Raw genomic sequence first — 15,898 nt, 5'->3', positions numbered from 1 at the left:
TTAAAATACTTACAAAACATTGCTTTATATCGAATAATAACGTATTTAAACTTGGCTACGTAATTTATTTATATATATTGCCTGCCCTTAATGAAAACTAAAAAATAGTTATGAGTACCCCAAACAACCTAACTAAGACCCTGCTGGGTATTGTCTTTTTTTGCTTAACTTCTTTAAATTTGTTCGCTCAAATACCTGCTTTTCCCGGAGCTGAAGGCTATGGTAAATATACCGTAGGTGGAAGGGGAGGCCAAGTAATTGAGGTTACCAACCTTAATGATAGTGGTCCTGGTTCATTTAGAGCTGCATGTGAAGCCTCTGGTCCCAGAGTTGTAATTTTTAAAGTAGGTGGAAGGATAGACCTTACCGGACCTACAATTAAAATCACCAATCCTAACATAACAATTGCTGGTCAAACCGCACCGGGAGGTGGTATTATGCTTACTAGAGAAACAATTGATAGGCCTATTTTGGAGATTGATGCAGACGAGGTTATTATTAGATATATGAGATTTAGACGGTCTACATCTTATAGAAGTGGTAACAATGCTGACAATGTCTGGGTCAATAGTGGTAACAATATTATTTTTGACCATTGTTCTTTCGCCTGGTCTTCTGACGGTAATTTAGATATTGCTAATTATGATGGTCAGCCAGGAAGACCTCCACAAATTGAATGTTCTAATATTACAATTCAATATTCCATTTTTACAAACTCTTATGGTGGTAATAATAAAACGTTTCTAGTTTCAAGAGGACCAACAAATATAAGTTGGTTTAGAAATGCTTGGCTAAGTACGGCAACTCGTAATCCTTCTGTTTCCACACCAGTTAACGAAGCACCTACATGGGATTGTTACTATGAACATGTCAATAACTTTCACTACGATTACACTAATGGACCATCTTATAACAATAACGACCCAAGTACGGATGCTGGTATTTACTATGTAAACGTTATTAAGAATTGGGCCAAAGAAAATGGTAACCCTTCACCTACAGTAGCTAACACCAATATTTCAAGTAGACGTTGGTTGCGTGCATCTACAGTTGGTAATGGCATGGAAATATATGTTGAAGATAATATTACACCATACAGACCAAATGACAGTTACGATCAATGGGAAATAGGCCAAAACGGTGGAGGACAAGCAGATAACGATGTGTTAATTCCTGAAAACTTAAGAAGCTATACAGTAAATAATACACCAATAATTACAGATAATGTTGCTCTTTGGGATGCCATGGATATTTGGGATAATTTAAGAGACCATGTAGGCGCTTCCTTACCATTACGAGACGCTGAAGATGCACGTGCAGTTAATGATGTTGATCTAGGTATTAGTACAGAAAATAAAGTTAATAATGTTTTTCCTATTATAGTTAATGGTATACCCTATCCAGATAACGATATTGACGGTATGCCTGACTCTTGGGAGATAGCGGAATTTGGAGACTTAAATAGCGATGGTGTAATAGATACGGACGGTGATGGTTATACCGATTTAGAAGAGTTCTTAAATCAAACCGCCAATGGTCAAATCCCTGATATTCCTGCTGTAGCGGTAGAGGTAAGCCCAGAAACGGCTACCATAAATATACCTGAAACCATAAGCTTAACTAAGACTTTCACTCCAGTAAATACAACTAATCAAAGTGGTGTATGGACGTCTAGTGATCCTTCAATTGCAACGGTAGATACTAACGGTTTGGTTTCTTCAGTTGCCGAAGGTGAGGCAATCATTACATTTACAGCTAATGATGGAGGATTTACAGACCAATCTACAATAACTGTTACTAATATTGTTATTCCATTAGAATCCATTACGGTTACACCAGATACAGCAACTTTAGACGTAGGTGAAGCGGTGCAATTAACCAAAGAGCTATTGCCTGAAGACACAACTGATACTTTAGGGACATGGACGAGTAGTGATGAGTCCGTGGCAACAGTAGACGATACTGGTCTTGTAACCGCAATAAGTGAAGGAGAAGCAGTTATAACCTATACTGCTAGTGATTCAGGTATGACTGATAGTTCAGCAATTACAGTTATTGACACATTTTACGGAACCTATGAACTTTATAATGCAACAACGGATCAATTGATTCAGAATATTGTAGGTGATGCTGATGTTAATCTGGGTAATGAATCTAACGAAATAAACTTTAGAAGTATTCCTCAAGGAGGAGATGATAGCCCTGATGTAGAAAGTGTACAAGTAGTTTGGACAGGTCCTACAAGCGGAACTTGGGTAGAAAGTGGACCAATATATGCTGGTCTTCCTGGAGGTCATGTAGATTTTGATTTTGAACCTTATGTTGTTGAAGCTGGCACATATACTTTTACAGTAACTTATTATAGTCAGGATGGTGCCTCTGGTAACATCGTAGCGGTTGATAATTTTGCCCTAACGTTCTATTTTAGTACGCTACCAGTTGCAAATGCAGGACCAGACCAAGAGATTTGCGATGGAGATGCAGCAACATTAACAGCATCTGGCGGACCAAACTTTTTATGGGACAATGGTGAAACTACGGCTACAATAGTTGTAAATCCATTAGTAACTACAACATATACAGTTTCAGTTTTTGATAACGAAGGGAATATTGATGAAGATAGTGTTACCGTTACTGTCAATCCTGTTCCTGTTGCAGATGCAGGTGCAGATGTAACAATTTGTGAAGGTGAAACAACAACTTTAACAGCTAATGGTGGAACCACATATTTATGGAGCACAGGTGAAACTACAGCTACAATAGATGTAAGCCCAACTTCAGATACTACATATACAGTAGAGGTTACTAACAATAACTGTACAAGCACGGATGATGTTACTGTATTTGTTAATAATGCACCAGATATTACTGTTAGTGATGACATAGTTATTGTTGAAGGAGAATCTTCAACACTAACAGCCAATGGTGGAGATAATTATACTTGGAGTACTGGAGAGACAACTCCTTTCATTAATGTAACTCCAGCTGCCACTACTACATATTCAGTGACATCACTTGGTGTAAATGGTTGTTCAACTACTGTAGAGGTTACAGTAACAGTTGTACCAGAAGTGATTGCAGATGCAGGTGAAGATGTGGTAATCTGTAGTGGAGAGAGTGTAACATTAAATGCAACAGGTGGTGTTACTTATACATGGAGTACAGGAGGAACAGGAGCTAACCCAACGGTAAGCCCAACTGTTACTACAACTTATACAGTAACAGTAGAAGACGCTTATGGCTATACTGATACAGACAGTGTAACGGTAACGGTAAACCAAACACCTAACCTTACGGTTACTAATGATATAACTATTATTGAAGGTGAGACTATAGAATTAGTTGCAAACGGTGCGGCTGAATATTTATGGAATACAGGTGATGTTTCAAGTTCTATTACCGTAAGCCCGTCACAAACCACTACCTATACAGTTACAGGGACAACAGGAACATGTTCTGCTGAAGCACAGGTAACTGTAACCGTTGAAGGGCTTTTTGAAGCTTCAGCTGGTGAAGACAGACGTGTATGTGAAAATGACACTTATGAAGTTGTTTTAACAGCTAATACAGGTGACAGTTACTTATGGAGTACGGGAGAAACTACTCAAAGCATAACTGTAAGCCCATTGTCAACTACTACTTACACGGTAACAGTTACAGAAGGCTCTCAAGAAGATACTGATGACGTAACGGTTTTTGTAGATCCAAATCCAAATGTTGTAATTGTAAATGGTAATAGCGTTAATATTATGAATGGTGATTTTGTTACCCTATCAGCAACAGGTGCTAATACCTATCAATGGAACAATGGTGCAACACAGCCAAATATTGCAGTAAGTCCATCACAAACAACAACTTACGAAGTACGAGGCTATATTGGTGATTGTTATGACGAAAAACAAGTTGTAGTCAATGTTATTCCTGAGGTTGAAGCTGATGCTGGAGAGGATGTAGAAATTTGTCTAGGAGAAACAGTAACCTTAACAGCAACTGGAGGTGATGATTACGAATGGAGTACTGGTGAATCGACACAATCAATTCAGGTGTCACCAAATACTACAACAGAATATACAGTTACGGTATTTAATGCTTTAGATTTTGACGAAGACTCTGTAATGGTTTTTGTTGATGATGATTGTGATGAAGAAGGAGGCGAAACAGAAGTCCCTGAAGATCCTCAAAATTTTTCTTTTGATGTGTTTCCTAATCCAGCTAAAAACTATGTAAATGTTAAACTATCTGGCTCAGTAGCTTTAAGTAGGGTTCATTTATATGATATTACAGGTAAGCTTATTCATTCAGAAATTATTTCAAATGACAATTTGAGTATGTCAACAACAACGAGAATAGACGTAACCATGTTGCGACCAGGCATGTATATTATTAAGATGAATGATATAGATAGGGAAATAACAAAAAGATTGATAATAAGATAAAAAGAAATAAAAGTTAGTTTTTATTATAGTGAAACGGCGCTAAACTCATAATTGAAATGAGATTTTAGCGCCGTTAATTTTTAATACTATTTTCTTTACTGTCCTATTGAAGAATATTCAAAACCAATGGTGTTCATTTCAGCCTTATCCAAGATGTTTCTACCATCAAAAATGAATGCTGGTTTCTTCATGCTTGAATAAATCTTTTCCCAATCGTAGGCTTTAAACTCGTCCCATTCTGTCATAATAGCAATGGCATGCGCATCTTTAACAGCTTCATAAGGATCGCTGAAAGTAGCCACAAGATTTTTGTTTTCTTCTTCCGAACGGGTTTCTAAATAATTTAAATCAGAATATACCTTTTTAGAAGGCACTTTAGGGTCATAAACCGCAATATTAGCCTGCTCGCTCAAAAGATGGTCAGCAACGTAGATAGCGGCAGACTCACGTGTGTCATTGGTATCTTTCTTAAAAGCCCAACCAAGCATCGCTATTTTCTTACCTGAAACAGTATTATATAATGTACTGATTAAATTATCTGAAAAACGTCTTTTTTGATGATCGTTTAAAATAATAACCTGCTCCCAGTAATCTGCTACAGCATTTAAACCATAACTTCTAGCAATATAGACAAGATTAAGAATATCTTTTTGAAAACAAGACCCACCAAAACCAATTGAAGCATTTAAAAACTTTGGACCAATTCTAGAATCCATACCTATAGCTCTTGCCACTTCACTAACGTTAGCTTCAGTATGTTCGCATAATTCTGAGATTGCATTAATGGAAGAAATTCGCTGAGCTAAAAATGCATTGGCTGTAAGTTTTGATAATTCTGAAGACCAAACATTGGTTCTTAAGATTTTCTCTTGTGGTACCCAACTTGCATATATGTTGGCCAAACTTTCTATAGCTGATTCTGATTCTCCACCAATCAACACTCGATCTGGGTGTAATAAATCTTGTATTGCAGTACCTTCTGCTAAGAATTCTGGGTTAGAAAGAATTTCAAACTTAACGTCGCTACCAGTATTGTGTAAGATACTTTTTATCGCTTGTGCAGTTCTTACAGGTAACGTAGACTTTTCAACCACAATCTTATCTGTAGTGGCAACTTCAGCAATGTTTCTTGCACAAAGCTCCACATATTTTAAATCGGCTGCCATGCCTTTTCCTTTACCATAAGTTTTTGTTGGGGTGTTGACTGAAATAAAAATCATTTCAGACTCTTTAATGGCTTTATCGATTTCAGTTGAAAAAAATAAATTCTTGCCTCTGGTTTCGGCAACGATTTCTACAAGTCCAGGTTCGTAGATAGGTAACTTTGATACATCTTCATCATTCCAAGCGGCAATACGTTCTTCATTAATATCAACAATAGTTACCTGTATATTAGGATTTTTCTTTGCAATTACTGCCATTGTTGGACCACCAACATATCCGGCACCAATGCAACATATCTTATTTATCTTCATAGTTTTAAGTTTATTTGACTTGGGTTAAATCCTTTTAGGATGACAAATTTGTAGGAAGAATTTTAATTCTTCTAAATTAATATACCAACGACCTTTTTTAACGATAAACACCTCTTCTTATTTATAACGAACAGAAACTATCGTTATAATGTACCTTAACTGTAATAGCCATTGTACCAATCAACAAAAGATTTTACTCCTACTTTTATTGAGGTGTTTGGTCTGTAATCATAGTCCTCAATCAACTGATCTACATCTGCCCAGGTGCGTTCAACATCTCCAGGTTGTATAGGTAACATATTTTTTTCGGCAGTCTTATCTAAATTGACTTCAATTTCCTTAATAAAATCCAAAAGCTTTACGGAGTTATTATTACCTATGTTGTAAACCTTGTAAAGTTCATTATTATTAACTCTTTCTCTTACTGGCTTTTCAATGATTCTAACTACTCCTTCTACAATATCATCTATATAGGTAAAATCACGTTCCATTTTACCATGGTTAAATACCTTTATTGGTCTGTCATTTACAATAGCATCTGTAAATAAGAACATAGCCATATCGGGTCTTCCCCAAGGTCCATAAACCGTAAAGAATCGTAAACCAGTTGTTGGAATGTTAAACAAGTGGCTATACGTATGTCCCATTAATTCATTGCTCTTTTTTGTAGCTGCATATAAGCTAATAGGATGGTCTACATTATCATCTGTAGAAAACGGTATTTTCTTATTAAGGCCATAAACACTAGAGCTACTGGCATATACTAAGTGCTTAATATCATTATGCCTGCAACATTCGAGTATATTTAAAAAACCAACAAGGTTAGAATCAATATAAGTTTCAGGATTTTCTAGACTATATCTTACTCCAGCTTGTGCGGCCAGGTTACAAACGATATCAAACTTTTCATTATTAAATAAATTTGGTAGCGCTTCTCGATCTTCTAAATTCATTCTAACAAAAGTGAAATTAGAATTGGTACTACTTTTACAAATGTTATTAAATTCTTCAGCATCATCTCTATCTATACCTAATTCCTTTAATCTGGAAAACTTTAAATTAACATCATAATAATCGTTGATGTTATCCAATCCAACAACCTCATGACCTTTCTCTAACAGTACTTTGGAAGTGAAAAAACCAATAAAACCGGCAGCTCCAGTTACTAATACTTTCATATTTTAGAATTTGCTAATATAATTTTGACATCAAAGATGTGGATTTTACGCGAAGCCTCTAAATTTTCACCCATAAAATCACAGATTAATCGTTAAGGTAATTGATTTTTAGAATTTTGGCGAGGGAATCACAGTTTTGCACAGTCAGTTCTAAATCTTGCTCTTTATAACTATTATCGATATGGTAAACCTTACAAGAGTCTAATTTTGTCTTACTTTTTGAAAAATCCACACTGCCGTATTTAATTAAATTAACTACAGTAATGGAGTCTAAAGAATTTTCATCTATAAAACTTGAGGCTTCATTGGAATAAGACATAGGCTTAGAGCTTATATTCTTAACTGTTCTCGCATTTGGCCCATAATCACAAGAGGCATCTTTTCCGTTTAGAAAAAACATTAATATAATAAGGCCTATAGCAAAGCCGCCAAGGTAATACCCTAAGCGATGTATAAATTTCATATTCAGAGGTAATTAAAAGATCAATAGGTTGGCATCATTATAATCTAAACCAAACCATTCTGCAACGGATTTGTTAGTTAAAATGCCGTGGTAAAAATACAACCCATTTTTTAATCCTCTATCAAAACGCAATGCATTTTCTATACCACCATGTTCGCCAATTTCCAATAGGTAAGGTGTAAAAATATTACTGATGGAAACAGAAGCGGTTCTAGAGTATCTAGCCGGAATATTGGGAACACAATAATGTGTTACTCCGTTATAATCAAAAGTTGGATGATCGTGAGTAGTAACTTCACTGGTTTCAAAACAACCTCCCATATCTATACTAACGTCTATAATTACCGAGCCACGCTTCATATGGTTCACCATATCTTCGGAAACCACAATCGGAGCTCTATTGTTTCCTCTTACAGCACCAATAGCTACATCGCAGCGTTTTAAAGCTTTCACTAAATTTTTAGGCTGCATGGTTGAGGTATAAACCGTTCTTCCTAAGTTATTCTGTATACATCTGAGTTTTGTGATGGAACTATCAAACACTTTTACATTGGCACCAAGGCCAATGGCAGAGCGCGCTGCAAATTCACCGACTGTTCCTGCTCCTAAAATTAATACTTCTGTAGGAGGCACACCATTGATGTTGCCCATCATCAGTCCATTGCCACCATTTACATTAGAAAGCAACTCTGAAGCTATTAAAATAGAGGCTGTACCTGCAATTTCACTTAGAGAGCGTACAGCAGGATAGGCGCCATCTTCATCCTTTATATACTCAAAAGCCAATGCGGTAATGCGCTTTTTTGCCAATGCTTCAAAATAAGTTTTGTCTTGTGTTTTTATCTGGAGAGCAGAAATTAATATCGTTTGTGGATTGATAAGTGATATCTCATCAAGTGATGGCGGTTCAACCTTAAGAATAATAGGGCAGGAGTACACTTTTGCTTTATCTTTGGTGACTTCAGCACCTGCTTCGCTATAATCTTTGTCCTTAAAATTGGCTCCTTTACCTGCGCCAGACTCAAATAGCACTCTGTGTCCATTGGCGGTCAATGCCGACACAGCATCTGGTGTTAGGCATACACGTTTTTCTTGAAAATGGGTTTCCTTTGGGATACCAATAAAGAGTTCACCTTTTTGTTTAAGAATCTCTAGAGTTTCTTCTTGCGGTAATAGTTGGGCTTTGGTAAATGGCGATAGAGATTTACTCATTAAGTCAGTTAATTGATATAGTTATTGCAAGATAGTAAAAACACCATCAAGCTCAGTAACAAATTAATCTAACTTCAAATTACGAATAATATCTTAATGTATAAAATAAGGTGGTTTAAAAATATTGTTTCACCTTGTCCCAAATACCTTTAGGTTTGATCATAAACTCTTCCTCAAGTTCTTCCATAGTCTTATCGGCATCGTTTATTTTATTAAACATTTTAGCTCTGACTAGATAGATGGAAGGGAAAATTATCGCCATTATAGGCAAAAGATATATGATATGAAATTCATCAATTGGTTCATTGTCAAGGGAAAGAAAGCTTATTAATTGGAAAGAAAACATTGCTATAGGAATAATTAAGCTATGATACCACCAGTGCTTACAAGTAAAAAACCAAAGAAGAGATAATATCAGTGGTATTAACTTCATCATGAATATCCAGGCTGCAACATTTGCACTTTCGTAATAATTACTTTTATAATTAAATAAGAAAGTGTCCCATTCCTGTGCATCAGGGACATACTCATATAAATAAAATAAAAAGGGAGTACCCGCAACTATAGTTGCTATGATACTCCCAATTAGAATTTTTCTGTTGTAAGATTTCTTATCCGTGAGTTGGCGGCTTAAGTTTTTTTCCGTCAACTTGTGTTGTAGTTTGTCCATCGAGGTCAATAATGTTAGTTGCTTGTACAGTAAATAACATTCCTCCGAAGATCGCAATTGCTAGTACTAGTTTTTTAGCTTTCATAATTTAAGGGATTTAATTAATTAATTACTACAAATGTATAGTGCATACAGCGTCTGTAAAAATCAAATTGTGTTAAAATCCAATAAATATTGAGTTTTTAGTTACGGTTTTCCCGTAACTGCAGTACTCTTTCGGTAGAATGTAGGTGAAATTTTAGTCTAAAATTTCTGTTTCTGTCATAGCATTATGTTCGGTTAAAAGTTTATTATCTATAGTTAATTTGAGGGATCTAATATTATCATCTATACTAGTTATAGTAATGTTTTGAGCATCTTCTGGTAATAATTCTTCAATACGCTCTGGCCATTCTAAAAACAACCAATGGTCACTAGCTAAATAGTCTTCAATACCAAAGTTATAAGCTTCGTCCAAAGATTCTATTCTGTAAAAATCAAAATGATAAACTTTATCATTAGGTATGTTGTATTCATTTATAATAGAAAATGTAGGGCTTGTGGCTAAATCATCACTACCCATAGCTTTGAGCATGGCATTAATAAACGTAGTCTTACCAGAACCCATTGTACCATTAAACAAGATGGTCTTGGATTTTAAATGTTCCAAGATACTAGCGGCAATGGCATCTATATCCTTTAAATGGTATGTAAGCTCAATGGTATTCACTAAAATCTATTGTATTATAGACCACAATGTTAGCAATAAAAAATGGAATACCCTAGGAAAAAGTGTATTTCGTCGGATTTTTATGCCTTTAACGGATGATTTAATATATAAAATTTGAATCATCTGTTATCCTGAAACAAATTTAGGGTCTTACTAAAACCCGTTGTGCTTTATGAGGAAATTCCGTTAAAAACAATTGAAATTTCAAGCTTTTGACCTCTTGTCCTAAAGGATGAACTTGAAATTTCATCGATATTCCCTTCAGGGATAGGGCAAAAATCAAGGAAATGTTCATAATGCACCATGGATTACTAAATTTTAACTTTAATGAGATACTGAACCAAGTTCAGCATAACAAGAAAACTATTTGCTATCATTTCGGGTCCATAACCACAAAAGGAATAATCATTTCCTCTAAGGAAACACCACCATGCTGATAGGTGTTTCTGTAATAGCTTACGTAGTGATTAAAGTTATTTGGATAAGCCAAAAACAAGTCTCCTTTTGCAAAAATGAAAGAGCTACTCATAGTTAGTGCTGGTAAATGCACAGACTTTGGATCTTTTACCGCCAAAACATCTTTATCTTGGTAGGTTAGGCTTCGCCCAGTTTTATAGCGCAAATTTAAACTTGTATCTCTATCTCCAATAACTTTAGATGGTGCTTTTACGTTTATGGTGCCATGGTCTGTGGTCAATATCAATTTAAAACCGAGTTGCTGTGATAGTTGAATCATTTCCAATAAGGGTGAATTCTTAAACCAACTTTGGGTTAAGGATCTATAGGCCTTATCATTGGAAGCTAATTCTTTAACCACCTCCATTTCGGTTTTGGAGTGGGAGAGCATATCCACAAAATTATAGACGATAACATTTAAGTCATTATCTTTTAAGGTTTTAAAATTCTCAACTAATCTTTTACCAGATTTAAGATTTGTAATTTTGTGATACTCATATTTAATATGGTTGAGTCCCAAGCGTTTTAGTTGTTCTCTTAGAAAATCATCTTCATGCATATTTTTACCGCCTTCATCCGTATCGTTTTTCCAATATTTAGGAAATAGTTTTTCCATATCTGAAGGCATCAATCCAGAGAATATAGCATTTCGAGCATATTGTGTTGCTGTTGGTAGAATACTGTAGAAGGATAACTCTGAAGCCTTTTTATAATAATTATTTACAGTCGGCTCAAAAGCCTTCCATTGATCATAACGCAAATTATCTATTACCACTAAAAGTGTTGGTTGCTTATCACTGAGTTCTGGCACTACTTTATCTTTAAACAACGTGTGCGACATTACTGGTGCATCTGCATTGGGTTGAAACCAGTCTTGATAATTTTTCTCTATAAATTTTCCAAACTGTAAATTGGCTTCTGTTTTTTGGGACTCCAGAATGTCGGTCATGCCAACATCTTCGATATCTTCTAGTTGAAGTTCCCAATAAATAAGCTTTTGATACAAATCCGCCCATTCTTCATAAGAATTTACCATAGATAAATCCATGGCAATTTTTCTAAATTCCTGTTGATAGTTAGAAGTGGTTTTTTCTGAAACCAAACGTGAGTGGTCCAGATTCTTCTTCAAGCTTAATAAAATCTGATTAGGGTTTACAGGTTTTATCAAGTAATCGGCAATCTTGTTACCAATAGCTTCTTCCATAATATATTCCTCTTCACTTTTGGTAATCATTACAACCGGAAGGTTGGCACGACGTTCTTTAATTTCATTTAATGTTTCAAGGCCAGTAAGACCTGGCATATTTTCGTCCAAGAACACGATATCAAAATTAGTGTCATTGATAATCTCTAGTGCTTCAGTACCGCTTTGGCAGGGAGTTACCTTGTATTGTTTCTGTTCTAAAAAAAGAATATGTGGTTTTAATAAATCAATTTCATCGTCAACCCAGAGAATATTTATGTTGTTCATGTATATTTGTTTTCTAATTAGTGAATTTTTCAGTTTGAAGTCTAATAATAAACTTAAAATCTTTAACGATCCAATTTACGGATTTATTACCATTCCAAATTCGTTAATTTTCGACCTTATTCAGCATAAATATTTTCAAAGACTGCGAAGAATTACGCAAATGGGCTTGTCGTATTTGGTATATCCAGGTGCTCACCATACACGTTTTCACCATGCACTGGGAAGTATGCACTTAATGCAAAAAGCTATCAATGTGCTTCGTTTTAAGGAAGTTACGATTTCTAAAGACGAAGAAAACGGTTTGTTAATTGCCATTTTGTTGCATGATATTGGTCATGGTCCATTCTCACATGCCATGGAACATGGTCTTGTAAATGACATTTCTCATGAAGAAATTTCGCTGCGTTTTATGGAAGAACTCAATAAAGAGTTTAACGGAAGTTTAACGTTAGCCATTTCAATCTTTAAGGGTGAGTACCCAAGAAAATTTATGTGTGAGCTCATATCTAGTCAATTGGATATGGATAGGGCAGATTATTTAAAACGCGATAGTTTCTATACTGGTGTTGCTGAAGGTAATATTAATAGTGAGCGTTTAATTACCATGCTCAATGTGGTTGACGATCAATTGGTTGTAGAGGAAAAAGGAATCTATAGTGTCGAGAAATTCCTTGTGGCAAGACGTTTTATGTACTGGCAAGTTTACCTGCACAAAACAGGCTTAGTTGCGGAGCAATTACTTACTCGAATTTTAAAACGCGCCAAAGAATTGGTTCAAGAAGGAGTTAAGCTAAACTGTAGTGAACCATTATTCTATTTTCTAAGCTCGGAAATAAACTTTAAAAGTTTTAAATTCGAAGCCCTCGATATTTTCGCTAAGCTAGACGACTATGACATCGTTGCTGCGATGAAAGAATGGCAATATAATGAGGATTTTGTGCTCAGAAATTTGTGCGAAATGATTATAAACAGGGATTTGCTAAAGATTAAGATAAAGAAAAACCCTATTAAAACTTCGGATCTCGTTGCGCATTCAAACGCATTAATGGAGAAGTACAATATATCAAAAGTTCAGGCAGATTATTTTGTGTTTAGTGGCGAGATCACCAACATTGCTTATCAGAATAAAAAACAGCATATCAATATTTTGCTAAAGTCTGGGAAAATAAAGGATATTGTAAAAGCTTCTGACCAATTAAACCTAAAAGCTTTGAGTAAACCTGTGACTAAATATTATATGTGTTATCCTAAGAAGAAAATGTGATGTATTTTTTCTATTTTTGCGGATAGCAACCATAACCTTAAACCCAATTAGTTGAAACATTTGTATTTAGAAAATATTATTAATGCTAACAATAATGTGGAATGTTCCATGTGACCGTTGAAAAACAATAGATTTAAACACATGAAATTCACAGCAGAACAAATCGCAGGCATTTTAGAAGGTACAGTTATAGGTGATCCTAATATAGAAGTTTCTAAACTTGCCAAGATTGAAGAGGGAAGTAAGGGTTCATTGACTTTTTTAGCAAATCCAAAGTATAAATCTCATATCTATACGACCCAAGCGTCTATTACAATTGTTAATTCAGATTTTGAACCAGAGGAAGAATTAAGTACTACCTTAATTAAGGTAGAAGATGCTTATGGTGCATTTACTAAGTTGCTAGAATATTATAACCAGATTAAACTCAACAAATCTGGAGTGGAGCAACCAAGTTTTGTTTCAGATTCTGCTAAAATAGGAAATGATATATACATAGGTGCATTCACCTACATAGGTGATAATGTGAAGATTGGTGATAATGTTAAGATTTTTCCAAATTCTTATGTAGGCGATAATGTAAGTATTGGCGATAATACTATAGTGTTTTCTGGTGGTAAAATTTATTCCGATTGCGTAATTGGTAATAACTGTGTCATTAATTCTGGTGCCATTATTGGAGCAGACGGTTTTGGTTTTGCACCAAATGAAAAAGGAGAGTATTCTAAAGTACCACAAATTGGTAATGTAATTTTAGAGGATTTTGTAGATATTGGTGCAGGCACTACAATAGATAGAGCAACTTTGGGCTCAACTGTTATTAGACGAGGTGTAAAATTAGATAACCAGATACAGATTGCCCATAATGTAGAAATTGGAAAAAACACGGTTATTGCTGCCCAGACAGGTATTGCTGGTTCTACCAAAATTGGTGAAAACTGCCAAATTGGTGGGCAAGTAGGTATTGTTGGTCATATTACTATTGGTAATAATGTTAAGATACAAGCACAGTCTGGGATAGGGAGACATGTTAAGGACAATGAAGTGCTACAGGGCTCACCTGCATTGACTTATGGTGACTATAATAAGTCTTATGTGTACTTTAAAAACCTACCTAAGATTGTTAAAAATATAAATGAGATTGAAAAGAAAGTAGATGGCTATAATTAAAACTGAAACAAAGCAAAAGACCATTGAAAAAGAAGTTACTCTAAAAGGAGTAGGACTTCACACAGGTGCTGATGTAACATTGGTTTTTAAACCAGGAGCAGAAAACACAGGTTTCCTATTTGAACGTGTAGACCTAGAAGGTAACCCTAAAATTGAAGCCGATGCTAATTATGTTACAAATACCCAACGTGGTACATGTTTAGAGAAAAACGGTGTAACTATTCAAACATGTGAACATGTCCTTGCGGCTCTAGTAGGTCAAGATATTGACAATGCTGTTATAGAACTAAATGCCTCAGAGCCACCAATCATGGATGGATCTTCAAAGTTTTTTGTAGAAGCACTAGAGAAAGCCGGAATTGTTGAGCAAGATGCTGTAAGGGAAGAATATGTTGTTAAGGAAGTGATTTCCTATACTGATGAAAACTCTGGGAGCGAAATTATCCTAATGCCTTCAAACTCTTACCAAGTCACAACTATGGTAGATTTTGGAACCAAAGTATTGGGTACTCAGAATGCTACAATGAATTCGGTATCAGACTTTAAAGAAGAAATTGCAGAAGCTAGAACATTTAGTTTTTTGCACGAAATTGAAATGCTTCTCGAAAACGGTTTAATAAAAGGTGGTGATCTTAATAATGCCATTGTTTATGTGGATAAGGAGTTATCTCCAGAAACCATGGAAAAGCTAAGAGTAGCGTTTAATAAAGATAATATTGCTGTTAAACCAAACGGTATATTAGACAATTTAACCTTGCACCATCCTAATGAAGCTGCACGTCATAAACTATTGGATGTTGTTGGCGATTTGGCACTAATAGGCACACGTATTAGAGGTAAGGTCATTGCAAATAAACCTGGGCATTTTGTCAATACTCAGTTTGCCAAGAAAATGTCAAAGATTATTAAGAACGAAAGACGTAACAACGTACCTCAGGTAGATTTGAATTCACCTCCTTTAATGGATGTCAATCAAATTATGAATATGTTGCCGCACAGACAGCCGTTTTTATTATTGGATAAAGTTTATGAGTTGACTGATAATCACGTAATAGGGTTAAAAAATGTCACCATGAACGAAGAATTTTTCAAGGGACATTTTCCAGGAGCACCAGTAATGCCAGGCGTTTTAATTATTGAGGCGATGGCACAAACAGGAGGTATTCTTGTACTTAGCACAGTGCCAGACCCAGAAAATTACTTAACCTTTTTCATGAAAATGGACAACGTTAAGTTTAAGCAAAAAGTTGTTCCTGGTGATACCTTAATATTTAAATGCTCATTAATCACACCAATAAGAAGAGGTATATGTCATATGCAAGGTTATGCTTATGCCAATGGTAAATTGTGTGCAGAAGCCGAATTGATGGCTCAAATTTCAAAAGTTAAGTAAA

At 35.3% G+C, this 15,898-nt stretch carries 11 protein-coding genes; 4 read left to right on the top strand and 7 right to left on the bottom strand.

The genetic code is table 11. From position 1 onward, the window contains the following. Positions 1 to 110: 110 nt before the first annotated feature. A complete protein-coding gene (locus SIB89_RS02035) occupies positions 111 to 4,436 on the top strand; it encodes an Ig-like domain-containing protein (RefSeq protein ID WP_412560954.1) in 4,326 nt (1,441 codons plus the stop codon). Between the two features lie 95 nt (positions 4,437 to 4,531). Here the strand turns inward: SIB89_RS02035 and SIB89_RS02030 are convergent, their stop codons facing one another. The 7 genes from SIB89_RS02030 to SIB89_RS02000 all read right to left on the bottom strand — a co-directional run bounded on the left by SIB89_RS02030 (position 4,532) and on the right by SIB89_RS02000 (position 12,070). Continuing rightward, positions 4,532 to 5,911, bottom strand: a complete 1,380-nt coding sequence (locus SIB89_RS02030; protein WP_412560953.1) for a nucleotide sugar dehydrogenase — start codon at positions 5,909 to 5,911, stop codon at positions 4,532 to 4,534. 155 nt (positions 5,912 to 6,066) lie between these two features. Then, positions 6,067 to 7,089, bottom strand: a complete 1,023-nt coding sequence (locus tag SIB89_RS02025) for an NAD-dependent epimerase (RefSeq protein ID WP_412560952.1) — start codon at positions 7,087 to 7,089, stop codon at positions 6,067 to 6,069. Between the two features lie 85 nt (positions 7,090 to 7,174). Next, positions 7,175 to 7,552 (bottom strand): hypothetical protein, encoded by a 378-nt coding sequence (locus SIB89_RS02020; RefSeq protein ID WP_155087439.1) that lies wholly within the window; start codon positions 7,550 to 7,552, stop codon positions 7,175 to 7,177. Between the two features lie 12 nt (positions 7,553 to 7,564). After that, on the bottom strand, positions 7,565 to 8,764 hold the full coding sequence (locus tag SIB89_RS02015; protein ID WP_155087440.1) for an alanine dehydrogenase: 1,200 nt from the start codon (positions 8,762 to 8,764) through the stop codon (positions 7,565 to 7,567). Positions 8,765 to 8,879: 115 nt separating this feature from the next. Next, entirely contained in the window at positions 8,880 to 9,434 is a 555-nt protein-coding gene (locus SIB89_RS02010; protein ID WP_412560951.1) for a hypothetical protein, read from the bottom strand. Between the two features lie 238 nt (positions 9,435 to 9,672). Continuing rightward, positions 9,673 to 10,143 carry a tRNA (adenosine(37)-N6)-threonylcarbamoyltransferase complex ATPase subunit type 1 TsaE gene (gene tsaE / locus SIB89_RS02005; RefSeq protein ID WP_412560950.1) on the bottom strand — a complete coding sequence of 157 codons (471 nt, stop codon included), beginning with the start codon at positions 10,141 to 10,143 and terminating at the stop codon, positions 9,673 to 9,675. Positions 10,144 to 10,516: 373 nt separating this feature from the next. Continuing rightward, positions 10,517 to 12,070 (bottom strand): PglZ domain-containing protein, encoded by a 1,554-nt coding sequence (locus SIB89_RS02000; protein WP_412560949.1) that lies wholly within the window; start codon positions 12,068 to 12,070, stop codon positions 10,517 to 10,519. A 34-nt stretch (positions 12,071 to 12,104) separates the two neighbouring features. On the opposite strand from SIB89_RS02000, the gene SIB89_RS01995 reads away from it, so the two are divergent. From SIB89_RS01995 to SIB89_RS01985, 3 genes are all read left to right on the top strand, one after another. Continuing rightward, positions 12,105 to 13,334 carry an HD domain-containing protein gene (locus tag SIB89_RS01995; protein ID WP_412560948.1) on the top strand — a complete coding sequence of 410 codons (1,230 nt, stop codon included), beginning with the start codon at positions 12,105 to 12,107 and terminating at the stop codon, positions 13,332 to 13,334. 141 nt (positions 13,335 to 13,475) lie between these two features. Further along, positions 13,476 to 14,504 carry a UDP-3-O-(3-hydroxymyristoyl)glucosamine N-acyltransferase gene (gene lpxD, locus SIB89_RS01990; RefSeq protein ID WP_412560947.1) on the top strand — a complete coding sequence of 343 codons (1,029 nt, stop codon included), beginning with the start codon at positions 13,476 to 13,478 and terminating at the stop codon, positions 14,502 to 14,504. Further along, a complete protein-coding gene (locus SIB89_RS01985; RefSeq protein WP_412560946.1) occupies positions 14,491 to 15,897 on the top strand; it encodes a bifunctional UDP-3-O-[3-hydroxymyristoyl] N-acetylglucosamine deacetylase/3-hydroxyacyl-ACP dehydratase in 1,407 nt (468 codons plus the stop codon). Before lpxD ends, SIB89_RS01985 begins: the two co-directional genes overlap by 14 nt. Position 15,898 lies beyond the last annotated feature (1 nt).

The organism is Winogradskyella sp. MIT101101 (assembly GCF_047126865.1).
Taxonomy (GTDB): domain Bacteria; phylum Bacteroidota; class Bacteroidia; order Flavobacteriales; family Flavobacteriaceae; genus Winogradskyella; species Winogradskyella ouciana.
This window is presented reverse-complemented; position numbering and strand designations above follow the sequence as displayed.

Bases quoted from the DNA above. Each gene is read 5' to 3' on its own strand.
- SIB89_RS02020 (WP_155087439.1), bottom strand. From the start codon at position 7,552: ATGAAATTTATACATCGCTTAGGGTATTACCTTGGCGGCTTTGCTATA.
- SIB89_RS02000 (WP_412560949.1), bottom strand. From the start codon at position 12,070: ATGAACAACATAAATATTCTCTGGGTTGACGATGAAATTGATTTATTA.
- SIB89_RS01985 (WP_412560946.1), top strand. From the start codon at position 14,491: ATGGCTATAATTAAAACTGAAACAAAGCAAAAGACCATTGAAAAAGAA.
- lpxD (WP_412560947.1), top strand. From the start codon at position 13,476: ATGAAATTCACAGCAGAACAAATCGCAGGCATTTTAGAAGGTACAGTT.
- SIB89_RS02035 (WP_412560954.1), top strand. From the start codon at position 111: ATGAGTACCCCAAACAACCTAACTAAGACCCTGCTGGGTATTGTCTTT.
- SIB89_RS02010 (WP_412560951.1), bottom strand. From the start codon at position 9,434: ATGGACAAACTACAACACAAGTTGACGGAAAAAAACTTAAGCCGCCAA.
- SIB89_RS02030 (WP_412560953.1), bottom strand. From the start codon at position 5,911: ATGAAGATAAATAAGATATGTTGCATTGGTGCCGGATATGTTGGTGGT.
- SIB89_RS02015 (WP_155087440.1), bottom strand. From the start codon at position 8,764: ATGAGTAAATCTCTATCGCCATTTACCAAAGCCCAACTATTACCGCAA.
- SIB89_RS02025 (WP_412560952.1), bottom strand. From the start codon at position 7,089: ATGAAAGTATTAGTAACTGGAGCTGCCGGTTTTATTGGTTTTTTCACT.